A 14048-nucleotide genomic window follows, 5' to 3' on the forward strand; every position below is an offset into this window, starting at 1 on the left:
TTGTCGAATAGCGCCCGGCTGACCTGGACCTTCTGCCGTGCCTGGGCGTATGGCGTCTGGGCGCGTGGTGCGCGGTCGGTGAAGCCACCGCTCATCCGAATGACGGATCGAAGCCGGGAACCGATGCCCGGCATCGACGAGTCGAGGGCCCCATCGAAAACGCCCCTCGCGGGAGGGGCGTTTCATGTGGCTGCCGGGACGTTCAGGACGAGGCGGCGTGCGCGCCCCGGACCGACGGATGCGGATCGATGACGCGCGAGCCGCGGAAACCGTAGAAGGCGATGAACAGATAGCAGATCAGCGGCAGCACGAAGGCGTGGTGAATGCCCACGGTGTCGGCGATCGCGCCCTGGGCCACCGGCAAGATGGCGCCGCCCACGATCGCCATGATCAGCAGGCTGGAGGCCTTGCTGGTCAGCGGGCCGAGCTTGGCGATGCCGAGCGTGAAGATGGTCGGGAACATGATCGAGTTGAATAGCCCGATGGCGACGATACTCCACATCGCGACGTGACCGGAGGTCAGCATGGTCGCGGCGGTCAGCAGTGCCGCCACGATCGCGAACACGCCCAGCATCAGGCTGGGACGAATCTTCTGCATCAGCGCCGAGCCGATGAAACGACCGATCATGGCCCCCCCCCAGTAGTAGGCGACATAGCTGGCGGCGCTGCTTTCGCTCATGTTGCCGATATCCGGCAGCGAAATGTAATTGATCAGGAAGCTGCCGATGGACACTTCCGCGCCGACGTAGGCAAAGATGCCGATGACGCCGAACAGCACATGGGGATGACGCAAGGCTTCGGCGGCGGTGACGTTCTCGGTCGGGCTATCGTCGCGGGCCTGATCCTTGAAATTGGGCAGTTTCCACAGATAGATCACCACCGCGAGAATCGCGAGTACGGCGGCCAGCAGCAGGTAGGGGAGTTGCACGCTCTGGGCCTGCTGGACCCTGTAGGCCATTCGGTCGGCGCCGGACATGTCGGCGAGTTCACTGGCACCCAGCACCGCGGCGCCCAGGATCAGCATGCCGCCGAAGTACGGGGCCAGCGTGGTGCCCAGCGAGTTGAACGCCTGGGCCAGATTGAGCCGGCTCGAGGCAGAGCCTTCCGCCCCCAGCAGGCTGACATAGGGGTTGGCCGCGACCTGCAGCATGGTGACGCCGCTGGCCAGCACGAACAGCGCGGTCAGGAACAGCGGGTAGGAAGGCGCTCGAGCGGCGGGGTAGAACATCACCGCGCCCACCGCCGCGATCAACAGCCCCAGGCTGATGGCGTTCTTGTACCCGATCCTGGCGAGCACCTTGCCCATCGGTAGCGACATGATGAAATAGGCGCCGAAGAAGGTGAACTGGATCAGCATGGTCTGGGTGTAGTTCAGCGAGAAGACCGCTTTCAGGTGGGGAATCAGAATGTCGTTGAGACAGGTGATGAAACCCCACATGAAAAAGATCGTCGTGACGACGGTCAGTGCGCCGCGGTAATTAGGTCGTTGCGTGTCGGACATGATCGAAATCCTGTTGATGATGTGTCCAGGGGATGGACCGCCGATCCGAGGTCAATCGTGTCAGCGAGCATGATGGAGCGAGATGATGCATTAAGAGAGGCGGCTTATAAAGTAGCCGTTCATCATTAGAGCGATAAGGGAATTGTCGCGGATTGACGGTAGCCGATGGTGGTATTGACGGGAAGCAACGCCCAGGGGTCAAAATTACGTTTTATTCTTTCTTTTGTAGTGATTAGAAGCGGATATTTATCATTAATTCTAATTTTATTGCTAATAAAACAACAGTTTTTGCAATGATCCGTGCTCCTGAAACGACCGGTCTGAGCAACCCCCGTGCAGGACGTCGCTTGTTGGCGACGCCGAAGGTTTCTATACCTGAGGCATGTTTCCAACACGACACGAATGGGGACGTTCTGTCGTCAAGCCATCGCCACGGGAGGGCAAAACGATGCTGATTTTCTGGTCCTGGGTCTTTCTGCTGCTGGGTATGGTCACGGCGCTTGCGATTACAGTCGATGTCTCGAAGCGGCCACAGCCGATGGCCATCATGAATGTCACCTGGCCGATCACCGGGCTCTACATGCCGATCTTCGGCTGGTGGGCCTACCGCCGGATGGGGCGTGCGCCGACGAAGTCGGAACAGGCTCAGCACGCTCGTGAGGGGCACGGTCACCATCACCACGGCGGTGAGAAACCCAAGTGGCAGAGCGTCTTCGTTTCCGCAACGCACTGTGGCGGGGGCTGCACGCTGGGTGATGTCGTCACGGCGCCGATTGCCACGGCTACCGGTTTTGCCCTGCTGGGTTCGGCGGTGTTAGGGCATTTCGTGCTGGCCTTCATCGGCGCTTACCTGTTCGGTGTGCTGTTTCAGTATCTGCCGATTCGCGCCATGAGCGACGCGAGCCCCGGGGCTGCACTACGCGATGCGATCAAGGCCGATACGCTGTCGCTGATCGCCTTTCAGTTCGGCATGTACGTCTGGATGCTGATCGCTCTCTATGGCTGGCTGGGGGAGATGAATGCGTTCACGGCGCCGTTCTGGTTCATGATGCAGATCGCGATGCTGATTGGCTTCGTCACCTCCTATCCCGCCAATTGGGTACTGATCAATCGGGGCATCAAGCACGGCATGTGAAACGAGAGGCAAAAGCTGCGCTTCCACAGCTCGGTTCTGCTAATTTCTAGCGCTTGGGCTTGGTCATCGCGCAGGGCTGGCGCCTGCGCTCATTCATCGGGTGGTGTCATGGCTCTGCGTCCGCGCGCACAATTCTCCGTTCCCTCCTCCGTCGTCCGTTCCCCCTGCCTTGGGGCGCGCTGGCGTTGCTGTGGCTGGCCGGCTTTTTGGGCCTGGAGGGTTGGCCCTCGCTGGTCGCACTGGTGATCTCCGGCTTTGGTATCACCCTCGAGCTCACGCTGATCATGGCGCTGCCGCCGTGTCTGGAGCGGGGAGAAGCGGTGGCCTCGCTGACTGCCGGCATGTCCTTCGTCGGCTACGCCATGGCCTTTGTCATGCCGATGATCGGTGGCTGGCTGGCAGAGGCGTTCGCCAACGAGAATCTGGCGCTCTGGCCGATGCTGCCGTTCGCCGCGCTGAGCCTGATTGCGGTCTATCGGATGCCGCTCGACATGGAGACTGAAATGACGAACAACGACGGCCGGACGGGCGTCTCCCAGGCTCAAGATATCGAGTCTGCAAGATTGTAGAGGCCCTCAATCATGCCAGGGTCAGGAGGAGGTCATGACGAAACCACAACCCGAAACGCTGGTTCTCGAGGCCGATGAAACCAGCGGCTTCCCCAACTCGCCGCTGCCGGTATTGATCTATCGCCAGATCCTAGACACTTCCGAAGAGAATTTGGCGGCGAGGTTCGAAGCGCTGTTCGCTCGCCATCGATGGCCACCGCAATGGCGCTATGGCCTTTACGATTTCGACCATTTCCATTCCACCGCGCACGAAGCGCTGGGCGTCTTCCGCGGCCAGGCGCATGTCCGGCTTGGCGGCCCCGACGGCTGCAAGCTCGATATCGCCGCGGGCGACGCGCTGGTGCTGCCGGCGGGCGTCGGTCATGCCTGCCTCGAGGCCAGCGACGACTTCACCATGGTGGGGGCTTATCCACTGGGGCAGTCATGGGAGGTCGAGCGTGGCCAGCCCGGCGAGCTCGAATCCATCTGCCGGCGGGTGGCTGCGGTCGCGTTGCCCGATGAAGACCCTGTCGGCGGAGCGCTGTTGTCGCTATGGCGTCAGGGCGCCGAGACGACAGAGCAGTGAGATGACAGAGCAGTGATACGACAGAGCAGTGATACGACAGAGCAGTGAGATGACGGGGCAGTGAAGTGATAGCACGGCAAGCGGGCCAGAGGGATGAAACGTGTCGCTGGCTTGAAGAACGGGACTTTCGTCTATAGTCAGGAGCCTACATTTTCGTCGAGGATCCTTACGATGTCCGATTCCCGTTCCGTCGCCGTGCTGGGTTTGGGCGCCATGGGCCACGCCTTCGCCACCAATCTGCTGAAAGCCGATTTCGATGTCACCGTCTGGAATCGCTCCCCCCACAAGGCAACCGGTCTCGTCGAGAATGGCGCGCGCCTTGCCGTGTCTCCCGCCGATGCGGTGGGCCTGGCCAAGGCCGTGATCACGATGCTGCCGGATCTCGCGGTGACGCGGGACGTGCTGTTGGGTGATGGCGGTGCGCTGGCCGCGATGCCCGCAGGCGCGACGTTGATCCAGATGGGCACCCTGGGCGCGGCCGAAACCGACCGGCTGATTGCCGAAGTTGGCGAAGTGCGTGACGACATCGTGTTCATCGATGCCCCGGTTTCCGGCACCAAGGCGCCAGCGGAGCAGGGCGCGATCGGCATCCTGGCCAGCGGCGATCGTGATCGTGCCGGCGCCGTGGTCGACCCGATCTTCGACGTGCTGGGCAAGCAGATCCACTGGCTGGGTCAGGCCGGACAGGGCGCGCGGATGAAAGTCGTCGTCAATGCCTGGCTGATCTCGATGATGCAGGGGATCGCCGAGACCGCGCATCTAGCCGATTCGCTGGGCTTCGCGACCGACGATCTGTGGCAGGTGCTCGACGGCGGCCCGCTGGCCACGCCCTACATGAAACTCAAGCTGGACATGATCGCCAGCGGAGAATTCGACCCGCAGATGGCGATGCAGTGGGGCCTCAAGGATGTGGGGCTGGCGCTGGAGGCCGGCGATGACAAGGCGCTGCCCTCGCTGTCACAGATCCGCAATCTCTGGTTCGACGCCGTCAACGCCGGGTATGGCGAGAAAGACATTGCCGCGATTCACGCCTACCTGGAAAAGTATCGGCGCTGATGGCTCTGGGCTGCAGATTCCAGGCTCGGACCCAGAGCCGGGGAGCGTTTCGTCAGACACTCAACCCCGTCGTCTCATCCACCCCCAGATGCACGTTCATGTTTTGCACCGCGGACCCGGCAGCCCCCTTGCCGAGGTTGTCGAGCCGCGAGACCAGGCAGACGCGCTCCGCGTTGCCGAACACGAACAGGTCGACACGATTGGTCTCGTTGGCGCCCTGAACGTCGAAAAAACCGTTGTCCAGATTCTCGAGGGCTTCGAACGGGCGGACTTGCACGAAAGGTTCATCGGCGTAGTGTGCACGGTAGGCATCGAGCAGAGCTTCCGCCCGGGTTCCCGCGCCAAGGTGGGAGAGCTGTAGCGGCACGCTGACCATCAGGCCTTTCAAGAAAGGACCAACGATCGGCGAGAACACCGGCGGTTGCGCCAGCCGGCCGTGCTGTTGCATCTCCGGCAGATGCTTGTGGCCCAGGCCCATGGCGTAGGGGCGTGGCGCGTTCAGACGGCCGTCGCTGTCACTCCGGTACTCGGCGATCATCGCTTTCCCGCCGCCGCTGTAGCCGGTCAGCGAGAACGCGGAGAGCGGGTAGTCTGCCGGCAGCAGTCCGGCGTCCACCAATGGCCGAACCAGCAGAATGAAAGCGCTGGCATGACAGCCGACATTGGCGATGCGCTTGCTGGCTCGAATCCGTTCCCGCTGACCATCGCTCAGTTCAGGCAGGCCGTAGACCCAGCTCGGATCGGTACGAAAGGCCGTGCTGGCATCGATCAGGCAGGTGTCCGGATTCTCGACCATCGCCGCCGCTTCGCGGGAGGCGGCGTCCGGCAGGCACAGAAAAGCGACATCGGCGGCATTCAGCAGGCGCGCCCGTTCGGCCGGATCCTTGCGCTTGTCGCTGTCGATACGCAGCAACTCGATGTCGTCGCGCGCCTGGAGATAGTCGAACAGCCGCAGGCCGGTGGTCCCTTCCTGTCCGTCGACATAGACTTTGAACAAGTCCTTGAATGCCATGAGCGTTTTTCCTGCCGTTGATCGGTGGCGATATCGTGATCGCGATATTGTGCGGATTTGGGCTCAGGTTGTCATGCCGTTGATCGGTCTGGCCGCCAGCCGGGATTCGCCGTGGCACTCCTGGGCGCAACGTTCGATTCGCCGGCAGGCTTCCCGCAGGCGCTCGGCATCCACGGTCAGGCTCAGCCGCACGAACCCCGCCGCGGAGGGGCCGAAAGCGTCCCCGGCGAGTACCGACACGCCGTGCTCGTCGAGCAGGCGATCAGCAAAAGCGTGCGTACTGAGCCCGGTGGCGCGGATGTCGATCATCATGAACATGCCCGCGGCCGGCGACAGCGTGGCGACGATCTCGCTGTCACGTAGCGTCTCGACCACCGCATCGCGGCGCTGTCGATAGGTGTCGCGCATCGTGGCCAGCGCTGCCGGGGGCTCGTCGAACGCCGCAATCGCCGCGTCCTGGATGAATGGCTGACAGCCGTAAAGCATGCACAGAGCCAGATTGACAAGGTGCGACATCAATGGCGGCGGGCCGACGACCCAGCCGAGGCGCCAGCCGGTCATCGCATGGGATTTGGACAGGCTGCTGATGATCACGGTGCGCTCCGGCATTCCCGGCAGGCTGTCGGGGCTTGCATGTTCGCCATCGAAGATCAGATCGGCGTAGACGGCATCGACGATCAGCCACAGATCGTGCTCGCGGCACAGCGTGGCGATCGCGTCCCACATCGCCGGCGTCAGGCATTGACCGGTGGGATTGTGCGGGCTGTTGATCAGAATCGCCTTCGTGCGCGGCGTGATCGACGCGGCGATGTCGGCGGTCCGTGGCTGGAAGCCTGCATCGGCGGACAGCGGCACCCAGACCGGCACGGCGCCGGTGGCCTGGACCACGGCTTCATAAGTGACGTAGGCCGGTTCGGGAATGATGATCTCGTCACCCGGATCGAGCAGGCACTGGGCCGTGGCATAGAGGCCGCACTGTGCGCCGGCGAGCACGGCGACATTATCTGCGCTCGCGTCTGCGTGGCCGCCATGGGTCCGGTGAAAGTTGGCAATACGCTCGCGCAGCGTCCGCTTGCCCTGCACCTCGGCGTAGTGGGTCGAGCCGCCGCGCAGGCTGTCGACTGCCGCCTCGACGATAGAGGGCGGCGTGTCGAAATCGGGATCGCCCACCGACAGGATGATGACGTCTTCACCGCGGGCCTGACGTGCCTTGGCGCGGAAATGAATGTTCCAGGCGCTCGCGCCCTTGCCGGCAATGCGCTGGGTCAGTTGCGCATAGCGGGGAGAGGTATCATCCAGGTGAGAGTCTTGTGGTCGATCTGAGCGCATGGTCGTCCCATCATGGCGAACTGCCTCGGAAGGCGGGCAAAAAGGGATAGCCTAACGATTATGGTTCGCCACGAACAGCCGCCGAGCGGCTTCACGCTTAGGGTCGTTCCCAGCTCAAGCATTTTCCCGGGTCGACCGGAAGTCGGTTCGGAAAATCGCTACGGATGACGGCGCCACGTGGCCAATGCTCGTCGTGACAGGTCAAAATCGCGGCGTGTCATGACAATCGATGCGACGGTGCGGCACCCACAATGGGGAGCATCGACACGCACCCGGCGGGTGCACTCATGCAATGCCGCGAACCGCTACCGGTTCGGGGTTGGACCCAGAGGCTATCTCATGAATCGCGATGTCATCCTGACCTGTGCCGTTACCGGTGCTGGCGACACTGCCGACAAACACCCGGATCTGCCCGTCACGCCCAAGCAGATCGCCGACAGCGCGCTGGACGCCGCTCGTGCCGGTGCCAGCATCGTCCACCTGCACGTCCGCGACCCGGAAACCGGCGGCGTCAGCCACTCCACCGATCACTTTCGTGAAGTGGTCGAGCGCATTCGCGAATCCGATGTCGATGCGGTGATCAATATCACCGCCGGCGGCGGTGGCGATCTGTTCCCCGAGATTCGCGATGGCGTGATCCACGGGCTCGAAGGCACCGATCTGCAGACTGCAGCGGAGCGTCACGAGCCGGTGGGCCAATTGCTGCCGGAACTCTGCACGCTGGACTGCGGCAGCTTGAATTTCGGCGACATGGTCTATCTGAACAGCGCCGACTGGCTGCGCGAACATGCGCGGCTGATCCAGCAGGCGGGGGTCAAGCCGGAACTCGAGTGCTTCGATCTGGGCCATGTCTGGTTCGCGCGCCAGCTGGTCGAGGAAGGCCTGATCGATGGCGATCCGCTGTTCCAGCTCTGTCTGGGCATCCCCTGGGGAGCCGAGGCCGACACCGAAACCATGCTGGCGATGCGCAACAAGCTACCGGAAAACGCGATCTGGTCCGCGTTCGGCATCGGTCGGCAGCAGTTTCCCATGGCGGCGCAGTCGATGATCATGGGCGGGCACATGCGTGTTGGCCTGGAAGACAACCTCTATCTCAGCAAGGGCGTTTTCGCCACCAACGCGCAGCTGGTCGAGCGTGCCGCCACCATCGCCGAGAATCTCGGCGGCAAGGTGCAGACGCCGGCCCAGACCCGTGAGTCGCTGGGACTGCGCAAGCCCTGATTTCACGCTTGGCCTGATTTCACGCCAGCCCCATTCCAGCCCTTTTGGCGAACCCGCGCTCAGCGAAGACGTGAGCGCGGGATCGCGGGCTTCCCTTTTCCGAACTGCCCTGGAGGGTCTTGATGACTGCTTCCACTCTTCCCCGCAATGTCGCTGTGATCGGTACCGGCGTGATCGGCAACGGCTGGATCGCCCGCGCCCTGGCGGCCGGCTGCCGGGTCACGGCCTTCGATCCCGATCCCGCTGCCGGGGAGCGCACCCGCGCCTTCGTCGAGCGCGCCTGGCCGTCGCTCGAACGGCTCGGGCTCGCCGAGAACGCCGATCCCGAGGCGCTGACCTTCGTCGATTCACTGGAGGCCGCCGTCGAGGGCGCCGAGCTGATCCAGGAGAACGTCCCCGAGCGGCTGGCGCTCAAGCACGACGTGTTGAGCCAGCTCGACGCGCTGGCGCCGCTGGACGTGGTGATCGGTTCGTCGACCTCCGGCATCAAGCCGAGCGACCTGCAGTCCGCCTGCGAGCGGGCGCCAGGGCGCGTGATCGTGGCGCATCCGTTCAACCCGGTCTATCTGCTGCCGCTGGTGGAACTGGTCGGTGGCGAGCACACCGCGCCGGTGGTGATCGAGCGCGCCCAGGCACAGTATGCCGCGCTTGGCATGCGTCCGCTGGTGGTGCGTCGCGAGATCGAAGGTCACGTCGCCGATCGGCTGATGGAGGCGTTGTGGCGCGAGGCGCTGCACCTGGTCAACGACGGTGTCGCCACTACCGAGGAGATCGACGCGGCGGTGGTCTACGGCTGCGGTCTGCGCTGGTCGCTGATGGGGACGTTCCTCACCTTCCATCTGGCCGGTGGCGACGGTGGCATGCGACACATGCTGCACCAGTTCGGCCCGGCGCTGAAACTGCCGTGGACCAAGCTGGAAGCGCCGGAGCTGACCGACGAACTGATCGATAGGGTCGCCGATGGCTGCGAGCATCAGGCCGCCGGCCGCAGCGTCGCCGAGCTCGAGACACGCCGCGATGCGTTTCTCACCGAACTGCTGGAGCTGACCCAGAAATACTGGCCGGAAGCCGAAGGGCTCCAGGGTCGGATTTAATGAACGAGACGGATTTGATGAGCGAGGCGCCTCTGATGACCACGATTCCGGATGATCCGCTTTTCCAGACCCGGGTGCTGGATGCCTGGGTCGACTACAACGGCCACATGAACGATGCCGAGTACGCCCGCGTGTTCTCGCTGGCGGTGGAGGCGTTGATGGATCGCGTCGGTCTCGAGGAGGCCGGTCGCGCCGAGCATGGCTATACGATCTATACCCTAGAGACCCATCTCTGCTATCGCCAGCAAGCGCATCGCGGTGAAGGATTGCGGGTGGCGCTGACGCTGCTCGACAGCGACGCCAAGCGTCTGCACGTGCTGTTCACGCTGAACAATGTGGATGGAGACGTGCTCGCGACCAGCGAACAGATGCTGATGGGGATCGACGTGGCCAGTGGCCGGCCGGCACCGTTTCCCGAGCCGGTGGCCACGGCGATTGCTTCGCTGCCGGCCGCGGGTGACGAATGGCCCAGCGCTGCCGGGCGTCGAATCGGCATTCGCCGCGGCTAGTCTTCCGGCGGGACTCGGCCGGCGCGACGCGCGTCGCTCGGGGCCTGAGCGTAGCGTTGGCGGTAGGCACGGGAAAAACTCGAGGCTGAGCCGAATCCGCAGGCCAGCCCGATGCTCAGAATGTCGTGATCGGTCTCCTCGAGCAGATGCCGGGCTCGATCCAGGCGCAGTTCGAGGTAGTAATCCCGGGGGCGCTTGCCCAGTTCATCGAGAAACAGCCGCTGAAGCTGGCGCAGCGACAGGCCGATCCGCTCGCTGAGTTCGGTTATCGACAGCGGCTGTTCGAGATGCTGCTCCATCAGCGCCACTGCGTCGACCAGTGGCCGGCGATGTGTGCCCAGTCGTTTCGCCAGCGGCAATCGCTGGTGATCCTGGCGCGGGCGCAGACGAGCATGGATCAACTGTTCGGAAATATCGTCGGCCAGGCCCTGACCGTGACGACTGGCGATCATGCTCAGCGTCATGTCCATGGCCGCGGCACCGCCGGCGCAGGTGAAGCGGCGGGCGTCGATCTCGAACAGCGATTCCACGGCCTCGAGTCCCGGAAAACGCTCGCGGAAGGCGGGCAGACTCTCCCAGTGCAGTGTCAGACGATGGCCGTCGAGCAGGCCGACCTCGGCGAGTATCAGCGGGCCGGTGTCGATGCCGCCCAGCAGGCAACCTTCGCTGGCCTGACGGTGAAGCCATTGCGCCAGACGACGCGATCGGTCGCGCTCAGGCTCGAAACCGGCGCATACCGCCAGTGTCGGCAGGGAGGGCGCGTCTGCCAGGCCACAGTCGACCAGCAGGGTCATGTCGTTGCTGGCGGTGACGGGCTGACCATCCTCGCTGATCAACAGCCACCGATAGAGCTCACGGCCCGCCAATCGATTGGCGATTCGCAGCGGTTCCACGGCGGAGAAAAACGCCATCATCGAAAAGCGCGGGACCAGCAGAAATCCCACCGGCTCGGGATACGGTCCGGCGTAATCCAGGCGCATGGTTTGTCACTCCGACATTACAAAACAGAACAATGATTTCGTTCGGCTTTTCCCCGAATTCGTGAGCTCATAGTGACAAAAAACGCAATATGAAACACGTTGACCAAGGATTTAACATGCAAACACCGGTACTGGCATTCGATGTGTACGGGACGCTGGTGGATACGCAGGGCGTCGTCGCGCCCCTGGCCTCCCGGATCGGCGATGATGCGGTCGCCTTCGCGGAGCGTTGGCGAGACAAACAGTTCGAGTTCGCCTTTCGCCGTGGCCTGATGGGCGCTTACGTCGATTTCTTTCAGTGTCAACGGGAAGCGCTGGATCTGGTCGATCAGGAGCGGGGCTCGCGTTTTACCGAGGAGTTCAAGCAGGGTCTGATGGTCGTCTACCGTCGGCTGCCAGCGTTCAAGGAAGTTCCCGCTGCGCTCGAGCGTCTTCGCGGACTGGGCGTGCGCTGCGTGGCGTTCTCCAACGGCAGCCGTCAGAGCCTGGAGTCGCTGTTCGACCATGCCGGGTTGACGGCAATGTTCGACGATATCATCAGCGTCGAGGAAGTGCGGCGGTACAAGCCCGATGCGGTCGTCTACGCGCATCTGCGCCAGCGCACCCATAGCCGCCCCGACAACACCTGGCTGGTTTCCAGCAATCCTTTCGATGTCATCGGCGCGCGTCACGCCGGCCTGCGGGCTGCCTGGATCCAGCGCAATCCCAATACCCCATTCGAACCCTGGGGCGACGCGCCCGACATGATGGCGCCCGATCTCGAGGCGCTGGCGGACCAGTTCCAGGTGGTCCTCGAACGCGAGGGAAAGCGTCGCAGCTGAGCCGAACAGGACTTCCGTCTAACGGCGCGAACGCCGGAAACTGGCTACGCTGCCAATATGGCCGACTCGACGGGTGGAACTCGCAGACTCATGACGCGGCGGTGGTGCCGCGCGGCCTGGCTCGTCTGTCTGTTGGCGGGCTTGCTCCTGGCGCTGACCGGACTGGCCCAGTCGCCTGCCGCGAATCGGGCAATGGTGCTGACGCTCGACGACAGCATCAATCCGGCAACGCGTGATTATGTCGAACGCGGCATCGATCGCGCCGAGGCGATGAGTGCAGAGCTCCTGGTCATCGAGCTCGACACGCCCGGTGGACAGGTCGAATCGATGCGCCGTCTGGCTCAGGCGATCCTTGCCGCCGAGCTGCCGGTCGCGACCTACGTCACTCCGAGCGGGGCGCGGGCGGCCAGCGCCGGTACCTACCTGCTTTACGCCAGCCCCGTCGCAGCCATGTCGCCCGGTACGCATCTCGGTTCGGCGACGCCGGTGACGCTGGGCAAGGCGTCGGGCGAGGACGCCAACAGCGAGGCGATGCGCCAGAAGATGATCGAGGACGCCGTGGCGACGATCCGTGGCTACGCCGAGCGTCACGGGCGCAATGCGGACTGGGCCGAGCTGGCCGTGCGCGAGGCGGCCAATCTCGGCGCGGAGGAGGCGCTCGATCGCAATGTCATCGATGTGGTGGCCACCGATCTCGAGGATCTGATGACGCAGCTGGATGGCAGGCAGGTCGCGCTGGCGGACGGTGCGAAGACGCTGTCGACCCAAGGCATCGAACTCGTTCGCGAAGGGCCGGACTGGCGTACTTCACTGCTCTCGCTGATTGCCAACCCCGTCGTGGCCTACGGCTTGCTGCTGATCGGCTTCTACGGGCTGGTATTCGAACTCGCCAGCCCCGGCACGCTGGTACCTGGCATCATCGGGGGCATCAGCCTGCTGCTGGGCCTTTTTGCCTTCCAGGTGCTGTCGATCGATCTGGCCGGGCTGGGGTTGGTGCTGCTGGGTCTTGCGATGATCGTTGGCGAGGCCTTCCTGCCCAGTTTCGGTGCGCTTGGTGCGGGCGGTATCGTCGCTTTCGTGATCGGTTCCATCCTGCTGATGGACGAGGCCAACAGTGCCGTGGCGTGGCCGCTGATCGGCGGTACCGCACTGATCGCCGCCGGCTTCCTGCTGTGGGGTGTGATGCGTCTGATGACGGTGCGACGGCGGGCTCCTCTGGCCGGTCGTGAAGAGTTGATCGGCGCCGATGCGGTGGCACTGGGGGATTTTTCCGCCGGCCGTGGCAAGGTGCTGCTGCATGGCGAGCGCTGGCGGGCCCGTGGCGAGGGCAGCATTCATGACGGCGACAAGCTTCGTGTCACGGCCTTGGAGGGTTTGACCGTCAGTGTCGAACCGACCCCGGCCCCCTGGGAGGAGACGAGATGATGTTGGCCTATCTGGTACCCGTCGTACTGCTGATTCTGCTGTTGCTGGCCTCGGTCCGGATTCTGCCGGAATACCGCCGCGGCGTGGTGTTCTTTCTCGGTCGCTTCCAGGATGTCAAAGGGCCGGGGCTGTTCTTCCTGATACCGGTGGTGCAGAAGATGCAGGTGGTCGATCTGCGCGTGATTACCATGGACGTCCCGGAACAGGACGTCATCTCCCGGGATAACGTCACCGTGCGTGTCAACGCGGTGCTCTATTTCCGTGTCGTCGACCCGGAGCGGGCGATCATCCAGGTCGAGAATTACGTCAACGCCACCAGTCATCTGGCGCAGACCACGCTGCGTTCGGTGTTGGGCAAGCACGATCTCGACGAGATGCTTTCGGAGCGGGACAAGCTCAACGACGACATCCAGGAGATCATCGATACCCAGACCGAAGCCTGGGGGATCAAGGTCGCCAATGTCGAGATCAAGCATGTCGATCTCGACGAGAGCATGATCCGTGCGATCGCGCGCCAGGCCGAAGCCGAGCGTGAGCGCCGGGCCAAGGTGATCCATGCCGAGGGCGAACAGCAGGCCGCCGAGAAGCTGGTCGAGGCGGCCGATATCATGTCCCGCAATCCGGCGGCGCTGCAGCTGCGTTACCTGCAAACCATGAGCGACATGAGCAACAAGAACGCTTCAACCATCGTTTTTCCGCTGCCAATGGACATCATGGAGGCATTCAAGACCATGGCGGGCTTCAGCAGCCGCAAGCCTGACCCCAACGTGTCGGAAGAGACATGACGACGGCTCAATGCCGCGGCGAGAGCGTGTATGCTTGAGATTCATT

General features: G+C 63.5%; 14 protein-coding genes. 10 read left to right on the plus strand and 4 right to left on the minus strand.

Annotated features, from left to right (window positions below; translation table 11 throughout):
- Nucleotides 1-202 precede the first annotated feature (202 nt).
- Nucleotides 203-1501, minus strand: coding sequence for an L-fucose:H+ symporter permease (gene fucP, locus DOM36_RS12900; RefSeq protein WP_110643320.1), 1299 nt, complete (start codon nt 1499-1501; stop codon nt 203-205).
- A gap of 448 nt (nt 1502-1949) precedes the next feature.
- Here fucP and DOM36_RS12905 point away from each other — a divergent pair, with 448 nt between their 5' ends.
- The 4 genes from DOM36_RS12905 (at nt 1950) to DOM36_RS12920 (ending at nt 4826) form a co-directional block, all read left to right on the plus strand.
- Nucleotides 1950-2636: a DUF4396 domain-containing protein gene (locus tag DOM36_RS12905; RefSeq protein WP_110643321.1), complete on the plus strand. Its 687-nt coding sequence runs from the start codon at nt 1950-1952 to the stop codon at nt 2634-2636.
- Between the two features lie 185 nt (nt 2637-2821).
- A complete protein-coding gene (locus DOM36_RS12910) occupies nt 2822-3205 on the plus strand; it encodes a hypothetical protein (protein WP_110643322.1) in 384 nt (127 codons plus the stop codon).
- Nucleotides 3206-3239: 34 nt separating this feature from the next.
- Entirely contained in the window at nt 3240-3770 is a 531-nt protein-coding gene (locus tag DOM36_RS12915; RefSeq protein ID WP_110643323.1) for a cupin, read from the plus strand.
- Nucleotides 3771-3941: 171 nt separating this feature from the next.
- On the plus strand, nt 3942-4826 hold the full coding sequence (locus tag DOM36_RS12920) for an NAD(P)-dependent oxidoreductase (RefSeq protein WP_110643324.1): 885 nt from the start codon (nt 3942-3944) through the stop codon (nt 4824-4826).
- A gap of 52 nt (nt 4827-4878) precedes the next feature.
- Here the strand turns inward: DOM36_RS12920 and argC are convergent, their stop codons facing one another.
- Both argC and DOM36_RS12930 read right to left on the minus strand, forming a co-directional pair.
- A complete protein-coding gene (gene argC, locus DOM36_RS12925; protein ID WP_075570858.1) occupies nt 4879-5838 on the minus strand; it encodes an N-acetyl-gamma-glutamyl-phosphate reductase in 960 nt (319 codons plus the stop codon).
- 63 nt (nt 5839-5901) lie between these two features.
- Nucleotides 5902-7167 carry an aminotransferase class I/II-fold pyridoxal phosphate-dependent enzyme gene (locus DOM36_RS12930; RefSeq protein ID WP_075570859.1) on the minus strand — a complete coding sequence of 422 codons (1266 nt, stop codon included), beginning with the start codon at nt 7165-7167 and terminating at the stop codon, nt 5902-5904.
- Between the two features lie 339 nt (nt 7168-7506).
- Between DOM36_RS12930 and DOM36_RS12935 the strand changes: the two genes are divergently transcribed.
- The 3 genes from DOM36_RS12935 to DOM36_RS12945 all read left to right on the plus strand — a co-directional run bounded on the left by DOM36_RS12935 (nt 7507) and on the right by DOM36_RS12945 (nt 9991).
- Complete coding sequence (locus DOM36_RS12935; protein WP_075570860.1) at nt 7507-8388, plus strand: 3-keto-5-aminohexanoate cleavage protein; 882 nt, start codon at nt 7507-7509, stop codon at nt 8386-8388.
- A 122-nt stretch (nt 8389-8510) separates the two neighbouring features.
- Nucleotides 8511-9482, plus strand: coding sequence for an L-carnitine dehydrogenase (locus DOM36_RS12940; RefSeq protein WP_110643325.1), 972 nt, complete (start codon nt 8511-8513; stop codon nt 9480-9482).
- A gap of 17 nt (nt 9483-9499) precedes the next feature.
- The gene (locus DOM36_RS12945; protein ID WP_232823827.1) at nt 9500-9991 is read left to right on the plus strand and encodes a thioesterase family protein; all 492 of its coding nucleotides are present in this window, start codon (nt 9500-9502) and stop codon (nt 9989-9991) included.
- Here the strand turns inward: DOM36_RS12945 and DOM36_RS12950 are convergent.
- The gene (locus tag DOM36_RS12950; protein WP_075570862.1) at nt 9988-10971 is read right to left on the minus strand and encodes a GlxA family transcriptional regulator; all 984 of its coding nucleotides are present in this window, start codon (nt 10969-10971) and stop codon (nt 9988-9990) included. The two genes, DOM36_RS12945 and DOM36_RS12950, sit on opposite strands and share 4 nt — an antisense overlap.
- Before the next feature lie 116 nt (nt 10972-11087).
- Between DOM36_RS12950 and DOM36_RS12955 the strand changes: the two genes are divergently transcribed.
- The 3 genes from DOM36_RS12955 (at nt 11088) to DOM36_RS12965 (ending at nt 14002) form a co-directional block, all read left to right on the plus strand.
- A complete protein-coding gene (locus DOM36_RS12955) occupies nt 11088-11792 on the plus strand; it encodes a haloacid dehalogenase type II (protein WP_110643326.1) in 705 nt (234 codons plus the stop codon).
- Nucleotides 11793-11882: 90 nt separating this feature from the next.
- A complete protein-coding gene (locus tag DOM36_RS12960) occupies nt 11883-13217 on the plus strand; it encodes a nodulation protein NfeD (protein ID WP_198651276.1) in 1335 nt (444 codons plus the stop codon).
- Nucleotides 13214-14002, plus strand: coding sequence for a slipin family protein (locus tag DOM36_RS12965; protein ID WP_110643328.1), 789 nt, complete (start codon nt 13214-13216; stop codon nt 14000-14002). Before DOM36_RS12960 ends, DOM36_RS12965 begins: the two co-directional genes overlap by 4 nt.
- Nucleotides 14003-14048 lie beyond the last annotated feature (46 nt).

Source organism: Salinicola sp. CPA57 (assembly GCF_003206035.1).
Lineage (GTDB): Bacteria > Pseudomonadota > Gammaproteobacteria > Pseudomonadales > Halomonadaceae > Salinicola > Salinicola socius.